General features: G+C 52.7%; 17 protein-coding genes. 5 read left to right on the top strand and 12 right to left on the bottom strand.

Going from position 1 to position 17,515, the window contains the following annotated elements; genetic code table 11:
• Positions 1–2: 2 nt before the first annotated feature.
• The 9 genes from ppk1 to HFP08_RS22105 all read right to left on the bottom strand — a co-directional run bounded on the left by ppk1 (position 3) and on the right by HFP08_RS22105 (position 11,546).
• Complete coding sequence (gene ppk1, locus HFP08_RS22145; RefSeq protein ID WP_168122794.1) at positions 3–2,069, bottom strand: polyphosphate kinase 1; 2,067 nt, start codon at positions 2,067–2,069, stop codon at positions 3–5.
• Positions 2,070–2,186: 117 nt separating this feature from the next.
• The gene (locus HFP08_RS22140) at positions 2,187–2,582 is read right to left on the bottom strand and encodes an FxsA family protein (RefSeq protein WP_346768755.1); all 396 of its coding nucleotides are present in this window, start codon (positions 2,580–2,582) and stop codon (positions 2,187–2,189) included.
• Between the two features lie 38 nt (positions 2,583–2,620).
• Positions 2,621–3,088 carry an acyl-CoA thioesterase gene (locus HFP08_RS22135; RefSeq protein WP_168122792.1) on the bottom strand — a complete coding sequence of 156 codons (468 nt, stop codon included), beginning with the start codon at positions 3,086–3,088 and terminating at the stop codon, positions 2,621–2,623.
• Between the two features lie 134 nt (positions 3,089–3,222).
• Positions 3,223–4,977, bottom strand: a complete 1,755-nt coding sequence (gene pyk, locus HFP08_RS22130) for a pyruvate kinase (RefSeq protein ID WP_168122791.1) — start codon at positions 4,975–4,977, stop codon at positions 3,223–3,225.
• A gap of 96 nt (positions 4,978–5,073) precedes the next feature.
• Positions 5,074–6,156, bottom strand: coding sequence for an acetyl-CoA carboxylase carboxyltransferase subunit alpha (locus tag HFP08_RS22125; RefSeq protein WP_168122790.1), 1,083 nt, complete (start codon positions 6,154–6,156; stop codon positions 5,074–5,076).
• Positions 6,146–7,015 (bottom strand): acetyl-CoA carboxylase, carboxyltransferase subunit beta, encoded by an 870-nt coding sequence (gene accD / locus HFP08_RS22120; protein ID WP_168122789.1) that lies wholly within the window; start codon positions 7,013–7,015, stop codon positions 6,146–6,148. Before accD ends, HFP08_RS22125 begins: the two co-directional genes overlap by 11 nt.
• Before the next feature lie 42 nt (positions 7,016–7,057).
• Positions 7,058–7,246, bottom strand: a complete 189-nt coding sequence (locus HFP08_RS22115; RefSeq protein WP_168122788.1) for a glutamate decarboxylase — start codon at positions 7,244–7,246, stop codon at positions 7,058–7,060.
• A 153-nt stretch (positions 7,247–7,399) separates the two neighbouring features.
• Positions 7,400–7,891 carry a phosphatidylglycerophosphatase A family protein gene (locus HFP08_RS22110; RefSeq protein ID WP_168122787.1) on the bottom strand — a complete coding sequence of 164 codons (492 nt, stop codon included), beginning with the start codon at positions 7,889–7,891 and terminating at the stop codon, positions 7,400–7,402.
• Between the two features lie 70 nt (positions 7,892–7,961).
• The gene (locus HFP08_RS22105; protein WP_240941717.1) at positions 7,962–11,546 is read right to left on the bottom strand and encodes a DNA polymerase III subunit alpha; all 3,585 of its coding nucleotides are present in this window, start codon (positions 11,544–11,546) and stop codon (positions 7,962–7,964) included.
• Positions 11,547–11,627: 81 nt separating this feature from the next.
• On the opposite strand from HFP08_RS22105, the gene HFP08_RS22100 reads away from it, so the two are divergent.
• The 3 genes from HFP08_RS22100 (at position 11,628) to HFP08_RS22090 (ending at position 13,116) form a co-directional block, all read left to right on the top strand.
• Positions 11,628–11,954, top strand: a complete 327-nt coding sequence (locus tag HFP08_RS22100) for a YtrH family sporulation protein (protein WP_168122786.1) — start codon at positions 11,628–11,630, stop codon at positions 11,952–11,954.
• 3 nt (positions 11,955–11,957) lie between these two features.
• Positions 11,958–12,473 (top strand): sporulation membrane protein YtrI, encoded by a 516-nt coding sequence (locus HFP08_RS22095; protein WP_168122785.1) that lies wholly within the window; start codon positions 11,958–11,960, stop codon positions 12,471–12,473.
• Between the two features lie 328 nt (positions 12,474–12,801).
• Positions 12,802–13,116: a YtpI family protein gene (locus HFP08_RS22090; RefSeq protein WP_168122784.1), complete on the top strand. Its 315-nt coding sequence runs from the start codon at positions 12,802–12,804 to the stop codon at positions 13,114–13,116.
• Between the two features lie 27 nt (positions 13,117–13,143).
• Here HFP08_RS22090 and HFP08_RS22085 read toward each other — a convergent pair whose 3' ends face one another.
• Positions 13,144–14,490, bottom strand: a complete 1,347-nt coding sequence (locus HFP08_RS22085) for a DRTGG domain-containing protein (RefSeq protein ID WP_168122824.1) — start codon at positions 14,488–14,490, stop codon at positions 13,144–13,146.
• An 83-nt stretch (positions 14,491–14,573) separates the two neighbouring features.
• Complete coding sequence (locus HFP08_RS22080; protein ID WP_168122783.1) at positions 14,574–15,071, bottom strand: hypothetical protein; 498 nt, start codon at positions 15,069–15,071, stop codon at positions 14,574–14,576.
• Positions 15,072–15,223: 152 nt separating this feature from the next.
• Here HFP08_RS22080 and HFP08_RS22075 point away from each other — a divergent pair, with 152 nt between their 5' ends.
• On the top strand, positions 15,224–15,574 hold the full coding sequence (locus HFP08_RS22075; protein WP_168122782.1) for a helix-turn-helix domain-containing protein: 351 nt from the start codon (positions 15,224–15,226) through the stop codon (positions 15,572–15,574).
• Between the two features lie 51 nt (positions 15,575–15,625).
• Here HFP08_RS22075 and HFP08_RS22070 read toward each other — a convergent pair whose 3' ends face one another.
• Complete coding sequence (locus tag HFP08_RS22070; protein WP_168122781.1) at positions 15,626–15,928, bottom strand: hypothetical protein; 303 nt, start codon at positions 15,926–15,928, stop codon at positions 15,626–15,628.
• Between the two features lie 185 nt (positions 15,929–16,113).
• On the opposite strand from HFP08_RS22070, the gene HFP08_RS22065 reads away from it, so the two are divergent.
• Positions 16,114–17,502, top strand: a complete 1,389-nt coding sequence (locus HFP08_RS22065; protein ID WP_168122780.1) for a YheC/YheD family endospore coat-associated protein — start codon at positions 16,114–16,116, stop codon at positions 17,500–17,502.
• The last annotated feature ends 13 nt before the right edge of the window (positions 17,503–17,515 follow it).

The following is a 17,515-nucleotide window of genomic DNA, read 5'->3' as shown; positions in this document are numbered from 1 at the left end:
CGTCAGGCATGCCCCTTCCACAATGGAATCAGCTTGGCCTCGAATTGACTGCGGAACGGCTTGTCGGCATCCCCATGCACATGCTCGTACAAGCCGCTCGATTTCAATTCGCGGGCCTTCACATTATCCTCGAGATTAAGCTTCAGCATTTTGATCAGAATTTTCCGAAGCTCGATGTCGAATACCGGACACATCAATTCAATTCGCTTCGTTAAATTCCGGGTCATCCAGTCCGCGCTGGAAAGATACACCTCTTCTGCTCCGTTATTGCGGAAGTACATAATTCTTGCATGCTCCAGGAAACGGTCGACAATGCTGAACACTTTAATGTTCTCGCTTCTTCCCGGAATGCCTGGCCGCAGACAGCACACGCCGCGAACGATCAGTTCGATTTTCACGCCCGCTTGCGAAGCCTCGTACAGCTTGTCGATCATCTCTTTGTTCGACAGGGAATTCATCTTGGCGATAATATGCGCCTTCTTGCCCGCTCTGGCATGATTGCTTTCCCGATCGATCAAACGGTAGAGCTTCTCCTTCAAGTCGGTTGGTGCGACGCCGAACGCTTTCCACTCATAGGGAGAGGAATAGCCGGTAACCTCGTTGAACAACGCCGAAGCGTCTCCTCCGATGATTGGATGCGACGTGAACAATCCGATGTCCGTATACAGCGTCGCCGTACTGTCGTTATAGTTTCCGGTTCCAACATGAACATACCTTCTTAACGTACCGAACTCTCTCCGGACGACCAGCAATATCTTCGCATGCGTCTTCAAACCGACCAGTCCATAGACGACATGACAGCCTGCCTTCTCGAGCTGCCTCGCCCATGCGATATTCCGCTCTTCATCGAACCTTGCCTTCAATTCGACCACGACCGTCACTTGCTTGCCGGATTCCGCCGCTTTCGCCAGCGCTTGGACTAGTGCGGATTGGCCGCTGACGCGATACAATGTCATTTTGATTGCCAGAACATCCGGATCATACGCGGCTTGTAACACGAAATCATTGACCGCCTCGAAGGATTCGTAAGGATGATACATCAGTACGTCGCGGCTGCGAATAATTTCGAACATGTCAGGGATCTCTTCAAATTCGCGAGGATAAACCGGATCCATTCGCTCAAAGCGCAAATTATCATAGCCAGGCAATTGATTCGAGAAGCGCATCAGAAAGCTCAAATCGAGAGGCCCCTCAATTTCGAATAAGTTATCTTCAATCTCGAGCTCTTCTCTTAAGACTTGAAGCGCGTACGGATGCATCCCCTTGGCCACTTCCAGTCGAACAGGAATGCCCCAACGACGACGTCTGAGCTCCTTCTCGATCTCTTCCAGCAGGTCTTCCGCGCCTTCTTCGTTAAGGGTAAGATCGGCATTGCGAGTCAATCGGAACGGATGGACGGAGAATGGCGTATACCCGTTGAATAACGTATCGATGTATTGCTCAATCAAGCTCTCGAGCAATACGAACTCTACCTTCTTGCTATTGATTCTCCCCGGTACCGGTACAAATCTCGATAATATGGACGGCACTTGCACAATCGCGAACAACGGCTCCTCCTCTTCTGGAGCGCCGACGCGATTAAGCAGCACGGCCAAATAAAGCTCCTTTGTATGTACAAGAGGAAACGGTCTGCTCTGATCCACGGCCATGGGAGTAAGAACAGGAAACACAATTTCATGAAAATATTCCGAGATGGCATTTGTTTGCGTAGCGTTAAGCTCGTCGATCGAACGAATAAAAATGCCTTCCTTGCTGAGTCCGCGAAAAATTTCCCGATAGGTTCGATATTGTTCATGGACCATTTCCGTCGTCCGTTTGATCAGACGCTTCCATAATCCCGCCGGCGTGTAACCCGAGAAGTCCATCTTCGTAAAGCCTGCCCTCATTTGATCCTGAATTCCCGCAACTCGCACGCTCATGAATTCATCCAGATTACTCGACACAATAGACAGAAATTTCGCTCGTTCCAGCAGTGGATTGCTGGGATCCTGGGCCTCTTGAAGAACTCTGCGATTAAATTCAATCCAGCTTAAATCTCGATTGACGTATGGCGATATTCCCTTGTTCATTGGCCCCTCCTAAATAAGTTCATAGCTCTATCATGCCTGAAAATAATCAGCCGCATATTAACGAATTGTTAAGACTAAGTAAAAACTCGCCTGCCTGAGACATCGAAATGCACTGCCTCAAAACCTTCTGATTGTAAAGCTTCCGCTTCTCATCTTTTTCTCCAGCCACTGAAGCACCAGTGTACGCAGCAGCGGCCTGGTTATCGGGAGAAGCAAAACAAGACCGAACAGATCGGTGAAAAAACCGGGAGTCAACAGCAGCAGCCCGCCAAGCAGCACGCATAATCCATCTACAATCGCTCTTCCCGGCATTTGACCCGATTGCATCTGCCGCTGCGCCTCCAGCCAAACCTTCCTGCCTTCGTTCTTTGCAATAAAAGCGCCGATGGCGCTTATGACAAGAATAAGAAAGAATGTCGTCCACCCGCCCAGCCAAGCGCCCATCTGAAGAATGCCCCATAGCTCAACTATAGGAACACAGATGAACGCCGCTAATAGCCATTTATACATCATATTCCTCCCTTTGCGAAAAAGTATGTCGACAATCGCCTTTATTTGCGGGAAATCGCATCATACAGCTCCGGAAAAGCTTTGCTAAGCCTTGTCGGCTGGAAGCTTCGATTCACCCAAACATGCTTCGTGCCTCCTTGCACAAGCAGCTCTCCCGGCAGAGCCTCGCCATATTTCGCTGCATGACCATGAAAATCCTCCAATGCCACCCTTCGAATTTCGGACTCGAATGCAATGCGAAGCGGCGTCATTTCAGCTATACGCGTACAGACGAGAAGCGTGTCGTCATACTTTGCCGGCATTATGAAACGGCATGTCAGATCAATCACAGGCAGCAGCATGCCGTGTTCTTCAATCCTTTTATATGCATAACCCGCATTTCTTATCCATTCCGTCCGCCCGATTTCGAACCAATTCACATAATTCCCATGAAATACGACGCCCATCTGATCCGTCTCCTGATAGCGGACCCGCAGCGGATGGAGGTACCAGCCAAGCTCCCTGCTCATCACCATTCTCCTTTTGAAGGTTGTGAACTTTCATTTTGATCTTTCTTAGTGAACTTTCATTAAATTGAACAAAAAGCGAAGGTGAATGAAGTTCACCCTCGCTTGATTATATACATCTCTATTGTTCTGATGAATTACAGAACCTTGGATTGTCCGGAATAGATAAAGCCCGTTTCGGCATACACCGTCACTTCCATGCCGTCCTTCAGTTTTTCCGTAGCGCCAGGTATGCCAAGAATAACCGGTGTCGCCAGATTCAAGCCGCATACGGCTGCATGGCTGGTAATGCCGCCTTGCTCCGTAACGACCGCGCCGGCTTTCTCAAAGGCCGGCATATATTCCTTGTCGGTGGAGACCGCGACCAGAATATCGCCTGCCTGCGTCTTCGCGTTCGCTTCTTCAGCCGTGCGGGCAACAACAAGCTTGCCGGTAACCGTCTGGCTGCCGATGCCTTGACCCTGCGCGAGCAGCTCGCCAATATGATGAATCTTGATCAGATTCGTCGTTCCGGCGCGGCCTACAGGCACGCCGGCCGTAATGACAACCGTATCGCCCAAGCTAAGAATGCCTGTGCTCATAGCGCCCTTCACTGCAATTTCGAACATTTCATCGGTTGTATCCGCATCGGAGCCTTGAACGGGAATAACGCCCCAGCCAAGCGCCAGGCGGCGCATAACGCGCTCATCCGTCGTTACCGCAATAATCGGAGCCTTCGGACGATACTTCGATACCATGCGAGCCGTGAAGCCGCTTTGCGTTGAAGTAATGATCGCCTTGGCGTTCAGATCAAGCGCCGAATTGGCAACGGATTGGCTGACGGCCTCCGTAACGGAGGTTTGCTGCGCGTTGGCCTGCTTCGTGAAAATTTCGCGATGCTCCAGAGCGTCTTCCGCACGCTCTGCAATGCGGGACATCGTCTGCACCGATTCAACCGGGTATTTGCCCGCAGCCGTTTCTCCGGAGAGCATAATCGCATCGGTACCGTCGAAGATTGCATTGGCTACGTCACTTGCTTCGGCGCGGGTTGGACGAGGGTTGCGCTGCATGGAATCCAGCATTTGCGTCGCCGTGATAACGGGCTTTCCAGCGCGATTGCATTTCTTGATCATCATCTTCTGAACGAGCGGAACTTCCTCGGCAGGAATCTCGACGCCCAAATCGCCGCGAGCAACCATCAAGCCGTCGGACACTTCAAGAATTTCATCGAGATTGTCGACGCCTTCCTGATTCTCGATTTTGGATATAATTTGAATGTGACCTGCGTTATGCTTCTCAAGCAATTCGCGAATTTCCAGCACGTCGCTTGCTTTGCGGACAAAGGAAGCGGCAATAAAGTCGACGCCTTGCTCGATTCCGAATACGATATCGTTGGCGTCCTTTTCCGTAATGCCGGGAAGCGAAATCTTCACGCCTGGCACATTGACGCCTTTCTTGCTTTTAATCGGACCGTTGTTGACGATGCGGCAATGAATTTCCGTTCCTTCGACTTCTTCGACAATAAGACCAATCAGACCATCGTCGATCAAGACCGTGGAACCGACCGAGATATCGTTGGGAAGATTGCTGTACGTTACCGGGATGCGGCTGCGATCGCCAAGAATTTCTTCCGTCGTAAGCGTGATCGCGTCGCCTTGGATGAGCTCGATCGGCTCCTCCTTCAGCTTGCCGAGACGGATTTCTGGTCCTTTGGTATCCAGCAGGATCGCAACGGAAGTTCCAAGTTCCTTATTGGCCAGGCGAATGTTCTTGATTCGATTGCCATGTTCCTCGAAGTCGCCGTGAGAGAAGTTCAGACGGCCAACATTCATGCCGGCTTGAATCAGCTTTTTCGTATTTTCCAGAGATTCGCTGGAAGGACCGATCGTACAAACAATTTTTGTTTTGCGCATGTTAAGTTTCCTCCGTTTAATGCTTGAAGTTTCTATTCTTTATATACACGTCTATTCCGCGCGGCTTGTCCGGCATCAAGACGAATGTAACGTTGCTTAATTGAGCGTAGGCGCGGTTTCCAAGTCTTGCTCGAGCGCCGCGGCGGACGAATTCGCGTCTTCCTGCGCCGCATCGCGGGCCTCCGGACCGTCATCCATGTCGTTTCTTTTTTCGTCATCCCTTACAGCCATTTGAAAATAGCCGATTTTGCGGAATTTCTCGTATCGATCCTGAATCAATTCCTCGGAGCTGAGCGCAAGCAGCTCTTGAAGATGCTGCCATAACGCCGTTTTGATATTCGCCGACTGAGTCTCGAGATCCCGGTGCGCCCCGCCCTGCGGCTCTTCGATAATGCCTTCGATTACGCCGAACGCGAGCAAATCTTCCGCAGTAATCTTCATGGCCTCTGCGGCTTGATCCGCGCGAGACGCATCCTTCCACAGAATGGACGCCGCGCCGTTAGGCGAAATGGCGGAATAAATGGCATTCTCAAGCATTAACACGCGATTGCCGACGCCGAGAGCCAGCGCTCCGCCGCTTCCGCCTTCCCCGATGACAATACAGACGATAGGCACGCCGAAGCCGGCCATCTCGCGAAGATTCCGGGCAATCGCTTCCGATTGACCTCTCTCCTCTGCAGTATTGCCCGGGTATGCGCCCTTCGTATCAATAAAAGTTATAATAGGACGATTGAATTTGTTCGCTTGCTGCATGAAGCGCAATGCCTTGCGGAACCCTTCCGGATGGGGACTTCCGAAGAAACGGGCGATATTGTCTCTCGTATCCTTGCCGCGTTGATGTCCGATAACCGTGACCGGCATGCCGTTAAGCTTGGCGAGTCCGCCTACTATGGCAAGATCATCGGCGAATAGTCGATCGCCATGAAGCTCGATGAAATCCGTAAATATCTCGTTAATGAAATCGAGAGATGTAGGTCTTCCGTGATGACGCGCGAGATGCATCTTCTGCGCAGGGGTCAGCTCATTGTAGAGCTCTTCTTCCAGCTGCTTGCAGCGCTCCTCCAGCCGAGCGATTTCTTCCGAGAAATCGATGCCTTTGCCCACGCTTAAGCTTTTCAACTCCGTTATCTTCTGGCGCAATTCCGTAATCGGCTTCTCAAAGGGCAGTTCATTCGCCATGGGACGACTCCTCCTTCACGCAATGCATGTCAAGCAGCTTCGTCAATGTAGCCTTCATATCCTTGCGATGAACAACCTTGTCCAATTGACCGTGCTGCAAATTGAATTCAGCCGTCTGGAAGTTATCCGGCAGCTTCTGTCTAATCGTCTGCTCGATTACAATTCTGCCGGCAAAGCCGATAAGCGCGCCGGGCTCGGCCAAATTATAATCGCCAAGACTTGCAAAGCTTGCGGAAACTCCCCCTGTAGTAGGGTCGGTAAACACAGAGAGATATAAACCTCCCCCGTTCTGGAACTTCGCCAGCGCCGCGCTGGTCTTCGCCATCTGCATCAGACTCAGAATGCTCTCCTGCATGCGGGCGCCGCTCGAGGTGGAGAAAATAATAAGCGGAAGCTTCCGCTCATGCGCCGCCTCGATCGCCCGCGTAATCTTCTCGCCTGCTACTGAACCCATGCTGCCGGTGAAGAAGTCGAAGCTCATCACGGCTACAATAACCGTGAACCCGCCGATCTTGCCTTGCCCGGTAATAACGGCATCCCGCAGATTGGATTTCTTCTTCTGCTGCTCAAGCTTCGTCGCGTAGCCGGGAAATTCTAGCGGATCGACCGATTCCATCTCGGCGTCGAATTCATCCAATTGCCCGTCGTCGAGCGTGATGCCGATTCTCTCCCAGGCATTGAGGCGATAATGATGCCCGCAGGACGAGCATACCTTCAAATGCTTCTCGAGCTCCTTGCTGTACTGAATGGTGCCGCATTTGGGACACTTATTCATCAAACCTTCGGGAATATCGCGCTTTGGCCTCTCCGAAGGAATCGTTGCGTATTTCTTCTTGGAAAACAAATCCTTTATTTGCACGTATGTGACACCTCTCAAGGAACAATAGGATAGATTCTTGACTCAAGAACGAATAATGGCGTTGAATACTTCTTGCACTTCCTCCAATTCGCCTGACGGAACTAGAATCTCATATTGCTGTTTGGACAGATTAACGGGGCGGATCTTAACGAGAAAGCCTTCTTCCGTAAGCCGCTTCCTGATGTTCTCTGCCATTCGTTCTGTTGGTGCGATGTAAATTACCGTCCACATCATGGTACCTCCTGAAACTTCGCATAAGAGAAGAAACAAAATATAAGAATTTATAAGATTATCCTTATAAATTCTTATATTTCAAGCAAAGCCTATACTCTTTATTACACACCATTCCAGCAAAGGCCATATGATCTCATAATGATAACATAGTCATGGCGAATCCGGCAAATGATATTGATTGGCTTTCGGGTCTCCATGCGCGATTCGGGCGGAGGCTGCCGCCGCAAGTCCCGCTACCAGATCGTCCAGAAACACGTGAATCTTCTCTCCTTTCAGATTCAACTGACGAATAATGCCGGGCTTCACCTTGTCCAAATAACCAAAGCTTGTTAGACCGATCATGCCGTACACGTTCGTAATGCCCAGCGCCAAGGTCTCGTCGACGCCGTACAAGGACTCGTCTTTCTCCATAATGGCTTGAAGCGGCTGAGGCAGCAGCCTGCGCTCCGCCAATTCATCCATCGCGATCCCCGTATAAAGCACATATTGCACTTCTCTCTTCTCTAGCACGGCCCTTACGCTTTCTTCACACTCGACTATATTCAAATCGGCATTATAGGGACGTTGCAGCGAAAACACGATTTCTGCGACATCCTCGACGGTTACTCCGCGTCTCGCGAGCCAGCTCTCGATTCCTGTCATGCTATCATTCCTCCCGCAGGCAGCTTGTATCTCTATGCATATGCAGCTGCGGGCCCCAATGTGCATATTATTATTTGAGCGCCACTGTGCCCTTGCCCAGCAGCTCCTCGAGCTTCCGGATCAATTCCTCGTCCGGCCGTACGCGGTGACTGTCGCTAAGCGCGATCATCCGGCCCTGCTTTTCATAGAACAACGCCGTGTCGAGCTGTCCCGGATACGACAGCAGCAAAGCTTTGAGCTTTGATAAAATATCCGCTCTTTCATTGCTTGCGGTAATTTTGATATAAAAACGCTTCTTCGAGGCGGAGTGATTCGTTGCCGTCGCGGGCGATGCGCCGGCTGACTTGCTTCCCAATCTCGCTTCGCGGGCCCTCGCGGCCTGCCGCATCCGCTTCGCCCGCTCCTCCAGTTGCCCTTCCGCCTCGCGAAGCGGGACGGCGTCCTCCACCAACAGCTTGAATTGTTCGTCCTGATGCTGTACGGTTGCCTGCAGGAGCAACATTTCGTCCTTCTTCAGCTTGACTCCAATCCGCTTCCATACGGTCGGGAACACGACTCCTTCGACACGCATGATGCGATCCTCGACCTCGATAAATCCCATTGCGTTGCCCTTTTTGTTCGTGTAGGGCTTCAAGCTTGCGACCATGACGCACAGAAGCGCCTGCGCTCCGTCAGGCGCTTCCGCCAGCTCGGCCAGTCGATCAAGCGCAAGTTCGTCCGTCTGCTTCGTATATTCGTCAAGCGGATGCCCGGACAAATACATGCCCAGCAAATCATGCTCGAATTCGAGCTCCTGCGCCTGCGTGAAGGGGCGAATGTCCGGCAGCTCGACATCCCAATTCTGAACCTCGTCGAAGCCGAAAAACTCGATTTGCAGCTCTTCGCGTTCCTTCCGCCATTTGGTTGCCGCCTCGACGGTTTCTTCCAGAGCGCCCAGCAGCTGTGCGCGATGACCCGGCAAGGAGTCGCAAGCCCCCGCTTGAATGAGCGATTCCAGCACGCGCTTGTTGACGACGCGGAGATCGACCCGTTTGCACAGATCAAGCAAGCTTTCGAACGGCCGCTCCTCCCGCTCCTTCATCAGCGCCTCGATCGCTTGCGTGCCGACATTCTTGATCGAGGCGAGCCCGAACCGAATCGTGTCACCGACCGGCATGAAGGACACGCCGCTCTCGTTCACATCCGGCTTCAGCACGTCGATGCCGTTCCTTCGGCATTCATCCGCATACTCTGCCGTCTTGCGCATATTTCCCGTTACCGAGACTAGCATGGATGCCATGAATTCCACCGGATAATGGGCCTTCAGCCATGCCGTCTGAAATGCCAACACCCCGTAAGCGGCCGCGTGCGCGCGCGGAAATCCGTAATCGGCGAACCGCACGATCATATCGTAAACGCGGTGCGCGTCTTCCTCCGAATAACCCTGGCGCAGACTGCCCTTGACGAAATGGGACCGCTCTTCGTCCAACACCTCGCGCTTCTTCTTCGACACAGCTCTCCGCAGCAAATCCGCTTCGCCGAGCGAGAAGCCCGCCATAAGCGACGCGATTTGCATAATCTGCTCCTGATACACGATAATGCCGTAGGTGTCGGACAGAATTCTTTCCAGGGAGGGATGGGGATATTCGACCTCAATACGCCCGTGCTTGCCCGCGATAAACTTCGGAATAAACTCCATCGGTCCCGGACGGTAGAGCGCGAGCACCGAGATCATATCCTCGAAGCCGTTCGGCTTCAGTTCTCGCAGCACGCGCCTGACGCCGGTCGATTCGAGCTGGAAGATTCCGGTCGTATCGCCCTTGCCAAGCATGGCGTATGTTGTCGGATCCGCATCGTCGATCATGCGAAAATCGATGTCTCTTCCGTACTGCCGTTTGACCCATTTCAAGGTTCGATCGAGAATGGACAAGGTGCGCAAGCCCAGAAAGTCCATCTTCAGCAGCCCGATGGCCTCCAGATTCTCCATTCCATATTGCGTAAGAGGCGTCTGCTCGCTGCCTGCCTGAAGCGGCACATATTGGGTTAGCGGCTCTTGAGAGATAACGACGCCCGCGGCATGCGTAGAGGCGTGCCGCGGCTTGCCCTCCACTCTCATGGCCATGTCGACGAGCTTCTTCGTCGCAGGCTTCTGACGGCAAGCCTCCTGCAGCTCCTTGCTGCCGCGAAGCGCTTCCTCGAGCGTAATGCCAAGCTGATTCGGAATCAGCTTCGCCGCCGCGTCCACCTCATGGAACGGCACCTCCAGCACGCGCCCCACATCGCGAACCGCCGCCTTGGCCGCCATCGTGCCGAAGGTGATAATCTGCGCGACATGCTCTTCGCCGTATTTGGCCGCAACATAGGAGATGACCTCGTCTCTTCGCTCATCGTTGAAGTCGATGTCGATATCCGGCATGGAGATTCGCTCCGGATTCAGAAAGCGCTCGAACAGAAGCTTGTATTTGAGCGGATCCACATCGGTGATGCGAAGCGAATAGGCGACAAGACTGCCTGCCGAGGAGCCCCTGCCCGGACCAGTGCGAATGCCGCGATCATGCGCGAATCGAACGAAATCCCACACGATGAGAAAATAATCGCTGAAGCCCATATTCTCGATGACCGAGAGCTCATAAGCAAGCCGTTCCTCCGCTTCCTGCCGGAGCCCTCCGTCGCTCTGCCATGCGGCGAGTCCCGCATATCGCGAAAGCATGCCTTCCCGGCAAAGGCTTGCCAAATAGTCTCCGGAGCTCATCTCCTGCGGCACAGGCCTGAATACCGGCAGCGGTGCCCTGCCGAACTCAAGCGACAGCTCGCATTTGGCGGCAACCTCCAGCGTGTTCGCCAGCGCCTCGGGCACATGTCGGAATAGCGCATGCATCTCTTCGGCGCTTTTCAAATACAGTTGATTCGTCTCCATCTTAAGCCGATCGGGATCCTCGACCGTCTTGCCCGTGCCGATGCAGATCAGCACATCCTGCGTCTCCGCATCCTCTGGGCGCAAATAATGCGCGTCATTCGTAGCGATCAGCTTAATGTCCAGCTCCCGCGCCAGTTCGATCATGGACGCGTTCACCTTCTTCTGCTCCAACATGCCGTGATCCTGGAGCTCCAGATAGAAGTCGTCGCCGAATATCGCATGATAACGCCGCGCTGCTTCCGTCGCTTCCTCCCTGCGATCATGCAGGAGATGCTGCGACACCTCGCTTCCGAGGCAGGAGCTGAGACAGATTAATCCCTCGGCATAACGAGCGAGCGATTCATGATCCACGCGCGGTTTATAGTGAAAGCCCTCCAAATGGCCAATCGAGCACAGCTTCATCAAATTGCGGTACCCTGTCTCATTCTTGGCGAGCGCGATCAGATGATAGATCGGGTTATCTTTGCGGGAGCCCTTGTCAAAACGGGAGCCTGCCGTATAATACAGCTCGCAGCCGATAATCGGCTTGATGCCGCTTGCGATGCAGGCGCGATAGAAAGGAATCGCGCCGTACATGACTCCGTGATCCGTCAAGGCAAGCGACTTCATGCCAAGCTCGGCGGCTCTTGCCGCTAGATCCTTGATTCGCGCCGCTCCGTCCAGCAGACTGAATTCGCTGTGCACATGAAGATGCACGAATGATGGGTTGTTCGCCGCCTCCATCGCATCCCCTTCCCTTCCTGTTTGCCAGAAAATCATTACTTCCAGTTTATCATAATCGGGCTGGACACGCCCATACAATGGTACAAAAGGAATATCCGCGAGAGGAGGGCTTGAACCATGAGTTATTTTCTGTCGAAAGCCGGCATGGATTTTTTCATCGCGTTTGGCATCGTTATCGGAGGCTCCATGCTCGCCAGCATTGGTTCTGTATTCATGCTGATGCCTCCGGCAACCGTCATGCTGGATACGGCCGCCAGATTGAAGATATGGGCCATTGTCGCCGCGATTGGCGGCTCAATCGATCCGGTTCGCGTTATCGAGAGCAATATATCGTTAGGCTTGCTGTCTCCCGCGGCGCAGCAAATCTGCTTTATCCTTTTCGCTTTCCTGGGCGCGCATATGGCGACGGAGCTGGTAAGGCTGATTTGCAAGGGAGCTGTTTAGCCGATGCGGATGCCGCCATTCGAGAGATATTTGGAGGGCTTGCGGCTTCTGGGGGTGTTCCTTATCGGAGCGATTGTCGGAGCGATTGTGTTGAACGCGCTGTTCGCGGCGCAATTCGAGGCCTTCTACATGACGCGGAACGAGCTAGAGAACAAGCTTGAGCAATACGAGCTCGAAATCAAAAGCTTGAATCAGTACAAGAATCAACATACGGTTATTAAGACCATTCAACTCCGCATTGCGGAGAACGAGGATCAAAAGTCGCGCGCGACGCTCGATAAAGTGACGCAGGCGGAGCTGATCAAGCGAGTGAAATCCGATCTGTCAATCTTCATCGGACAGAGCATCTTCGACATCGACTCCGATGCGAAATTCGCCCGCAGACTGCTGGAACGCAAAGTCTATACGGATGTGTCCGGCAAGGATTACCGCGTCGAGCTCAGCACCGTGCTGCTGGTGGATAACGCGCTGCAAATCTGGATGACGGTCCTTCCCTACGCGAAGCCGCCGGCTACTTGAGAAATTTTCGCCCAAACATGATACAATGCTAGAGGAAGTTCAAAATAGGAAGTTCAAAAAGTCCGCTTTTGATCACGAAGCATGCCAAGAAGCATATTCGACATCGAATATTGAATTCAGCCGAAACTTCCGGTACTCACGTAGCTCCGCTACGCTCCGTTCCTCGGTTTCTAGCTTCTTTCAATCTTCTGAAGCGTTTTGGATAAACGCTGCTTCGTAAGCTTAAGCTCATGTGCTGAAAAGCAAACTTTTTGAACATGCACTAAGCAGGAAGTTCAAAAAGTCCGCTTTTGATCACGAAGCATCTATTAGACAGGAGAATATGGACATGGATCATTTCATTCAATGGCTGCTCTTTCCGCTGACGGTCATTACCTTAACGCTTTCGGCGCTGTTCAGCCTTCGCTCCAGAAGAGCCGCCGATCAAAGAACGAAGGGCATCAATTCCGCCCGGATGAACATCAGCATGGGAGCGATGCTCATTTTCCTTGCGCTGATTCAGTTGTTTCTCTCGGATCAATCCACGCTGCGCATCGTAATCGGAGCTTTGTTCATTGTCATCGGCGTATTCAATCTATTCGCCGGTCTGCGCAACCTTAGCATGTATCGGCAACTGGACCACAGCGAAAATCGCATGCCCTGACAAAGGTCGCGATTTCCCGCCCATCCCTTAGTAGGGATCGATCATCTGCGCCGTCAGCATCGCCTTGGCGGCCAGTCCCTGTTTGTCCACGATTTCAATCTCCAGCTTGGAAAACTTTCTGCTCAGCTCGAGCGCTTTCGGCGTTATCGTAATTTCGCTGTCGATCTGCACAGGCCTTACGAAATAGACCGTCATGCTCTCCAGCAGGAAATCCCTTTTGCCGGTTTCCCGAATCATTCGCCTCGCGGCAAGCGACATCAATGTAGAGAGCAGTCCCTCCGACGCCATGCCAAGCGCTCCCGACATCTGCGGCGTAATCGCGCCTTTGTAGCTGACGCTGACATCCTCCGTGCCGTTCTCCTCGCTCTGCATAAAGCCCGCCCACATCAAATCCTCGAAGGTCTCGCCGAGCTCCGGCTGTTTGCCGGCAAAACGCATGGCATCGAGCACCTCCCGCCGCGTAATCACGCCGAGCAGCTTGCGGTGATGGTCGACAATAGGAAGCAAGTCAATGCCTTCAGCAGCCATCGTATGCGCCGCCGAGGTAACGGTAATGTTCGGCGCGGCCGTAATCGGATGTCTCGTCATCACCTTGTCGACCGCAGCCTCATCGTCGCTGCCCGCCGCATCCTTCGAGGTCATCATGCCCGCGACTCTGCCGCGATCATCTATCACGGGAAAGCGCGAATAGCCGTTCTCCCTGGAAAGCTTATGGAAGTCGGCGATGCGGTCGCCCGTACGAAGCACGTTTGCCGGCCTGCTGAACGTGACAATATCCTCAATCAACATGATCTTTCGTTTGATCAAACGATCGTACATCGCCCTATTGATCATGGATGCGACGGTGAAAGTATCGTGACGCGAGGAGAGAATGGGCAGAGACAGCTCGTCGGCGAGCGAGATCATCTCCGGACCGGGCTCGAAGCCGCCTGTAATCAGAACGCCGGCTCCTTGCTCCAACGCGCAGCGATGCGCGCTGACTCTATTGCCGACAATAAGCAGGCTGCCCCCATCAATATATCGAAGCATGGCGTCAAGCTCCATCGCGCCGATAACGAACTTATGCAGCGGCTTCTTGAGGCCCGACGCTCCGCCGAACAGTCTGCCCTCGACAATCTGCGCCACCTCGCCGAAGGTCAACTGATCTACCGTGTTTCGTCTCTTTCTGTCGATGCGGACCGTGCCGATACGCTCCTTCGTGCTGACAAGACCGGAAGCCTCCGCATCCTTGAACGCTTTGTACACCGTTCCCTCGCTGATCTGCAGCTTCTTCGCTATCGCTCTGACCGAAATCTTCGTCCCGATCTCCAATGCTTGAATATATTTTACAATTTGCTCATGCTTTGTGCTTGTCATGTTGTTGGAATCGTCCATGGATGCCACCGTCCCTGTGCCTCTGTTTCTCCCATTATAAGAGAAACCGCAGCAAATAACGACCAGCCGCGGCAAAATGACCTCTACCCGTCCAGCTCTACCTTGATTACTTTGAGATTGGCTTCAACGTCATTGCCTTCCTTGTCCTTCAGCTTCCATCTCTTGAACAGCTGCTGAATCGTACCGACATTAATTGCCTGCTCCGCACCCTTCTTGATAAAGGCCTGCCAGTCATAGGCAATCGGCACCTTGTAGCGCTGCTTATGGATCGAATAGTCTTCGAAAACAATACATTGCGGAGGAATTTCCTCATACCTGCTCGTAAACAGGAAGGATCCGCTCTCATTGAAGGGGCGCGAAATGGCGTCCGACTTCAATCCCATGCGATATTCGACAGTCTGGGTGTGCGCGTTCACGCTGCATGAGAACATGCCCTTCGCGTTTGCCATCTTATGATGGCGATGCGAGAGGCGATAAGTAAACACAACATGGAAAGGAACATTGCAGTAAGATGCCCTTACCTTCCGAAAAAACTCAAACTCTTCTACCATCATCGAATCCTCACCCAGCTCCTTAACCATGACTCCCACCATTCTAACACAATTGTCATTTTTATGTTAATTATAATAATAAATCCACTTTTAGTCAATGACTATAGTCATTGTTATATATACACTCTATATTACGTTGTTCCCGTTGCCGCAAAACTCTATCGTTAGGCTGAGGTGAACCTATGAACAGCATCGGACAACAAATCGGTGAAAATATTCGAATCATTCGCAAAACAAAAGGCCTCAGCCAAGAGCAGCTCGCCTTGCGTGCGGAAATAAACGCCTCCTACATGGGTCAAGTCGAACGCGGCGAGAAGAACCCAACGATCGAAGTGCTGGGCAAAATCGCTTCCGCCCTGCAAACGCCGCTCGAGAAACTTGTGAATGTGCCGGCCGCGCTTGCGCCGGATCAAGACGATGACCGTTACGCCGACAAGATCGCCAATCAGTTGTCCGGCCTAAGCTTGAAAGAGCAGGAAGTCGTCTATAAATTCGTGAAGCAGCTTGTCCAGTTCCGCGAAATGGATTCTTGACGCGCGAATAAGCCGCCCCGAACACCGGGGCGGCTTATCCTTTTGCGTCAGTCAACGCAAATGTTCTTTTTGCCTCTTCTCCAGACGGCTCGCAATTCCATTCTCCCACAGCCTGATCTTCGCCGCTTTGACTGCGGAAAGCCTCCGCCGCTCCTCCGCGCCCATCAGCAGTATATTTACATTGGCGGCAACAATGAATGCCGCAAGCAGCAGCCATATGGCCCAGAACAGCAGCGACGTCTGATCCTCTCTTGCTCCCTCGACTCTCGTCGATGCGTACAGCAGCATTCCCGCCGCAGCGAGCAGATAGAAGAAATGGCGCATTCTCCCCTTGGGCTTATCCTCTTTTTTCATTCGAACCAACCTCCTCCGCATTCCCTACATTGTATGCCGAAGCAAGGCGTATCATGACAAGCCTCGCTTTCGGTTATTTTTCGAATCACAATCTACTCCTCGACCTCATATGATGAACTAATTCGTGTGAAATACCCATCCATCTTATATCCGTCATTCCTCCCTGATCCGGAAGGAGATTAATAATGCCAAAATCAAAAATTGCCATACAGGCGATTCATTCAGGCCAATTGCCCGATGATGCGATAATGATTGGCGAAATGGCCGCGCGGCAATGGAAAATTCCCCGCGGACAGCCCATTACCTTGAAATTCGGTTCCTTCCGCCAGACGGTAAGAGTGATGCCTGTCCCGAAGCTCGACGGCTTGCGCATCAGCCAGACCTTGGCTCAGCGCACGGGACTTCTGCAAGGCTTGACGCAAAACTCGCATTTAGGAATCACCTATCGCTCGCTTACGGCTACGCTGTCGCTAGGACCTCTAATCGGAGTATTGATCAGTCGCGATTATCCGCAGGACATGGGCAAGCCATTCGGCAATATCACCCTATTCTGCCGAGAACTCGTAGATGCTTGCAGAGCGAGAGGCGCTTATGTCTGTTTCTTCACTCCCGGCCAAATTCCATCCGTCTCGAGCTCGGATCAGATGGAGAGCTGGATCTATTCGGGAGGGTGGCGCAAAACGCTTATGCCATTTCCCGATGTCATCAACAATCGCTTAACCACAAGAAAGCTCGAGAACGATCCCTCGGTGCAGCAGTTTCTGAAAAACGTCAAGCTGCTTCATTCGGCTGAAGTATTCAACGAGAAGTTTCTTGACAAAACGGAAGTGTTCGACGCTTTGAAGAAGGACAGCAGCCTTACGCGCTACCTGCCGGAGTCGCATCATCTTCGCAATTACGCGAATTTGTACAACATGTGCTCGCGCTACAACAATGTGTTTCTGAAGCCGGCAAGAGGCAGCCTCGGCAAAGGCATTATTCGCGTCTCGCGCGCCGACGGAGAAAGCTATCAGGCGCTTTACGCCACGGCAGCGGGATCGCGAAGGCAAGTCTATCCAACGCTCGGCAAGCTGTATTCCGCCGTTTCGACGAAGATGAAGACGGCTCGTTATCAGATACAGCAAGGCCTTCAGTTAATTGACATTCAGAAGCGGCCCGTTGATTTCCGGGCGCTGGTGCAGAAGAACGCGGCGGGAAAATGGACGATTACGTCGATTGTCGCCAGAACGGCGGGCAATCAGCATTTCGTGTCCAATCTGGCGCGGGGCGGCACCTTAAGCACCGTCAGCTCGGCTATCGCCAAGAGCAATTTGAGCAGCGGGACCCCCAAACTGGATGCTCAAAATCGGCTTCGACGAGCCGCCTTGCAGATTGCCAAGGGAATCGAGACGCAGATTCCCGTTCATTTCGGAGAGCTCGGCATTGATCTCGCGCTCGACACCGGCGGAAAAGTATGGCTTCTGGAGGTTAATTCCAAGCCGTCCAAGAACGACAATACACCGCTTACGGAAGGGAAAATCCGGCCCTCCGTCCGCATGATGATACAATACTCCCGATATCTGTCGGGCTTCTAGGAGGAGAAGCCGA

Source organism: Paenibacillus sp. HB172176 (assembly GCF_011947265.1).
Lineage (GTDB): Bacteria > Bacillota > Bacilli > Paenibacillales > Paenibacillaceae > Pristimantibacillus.
This window is presented reverse-complemented; position numbering and strand designations above follow the sequence as displayed.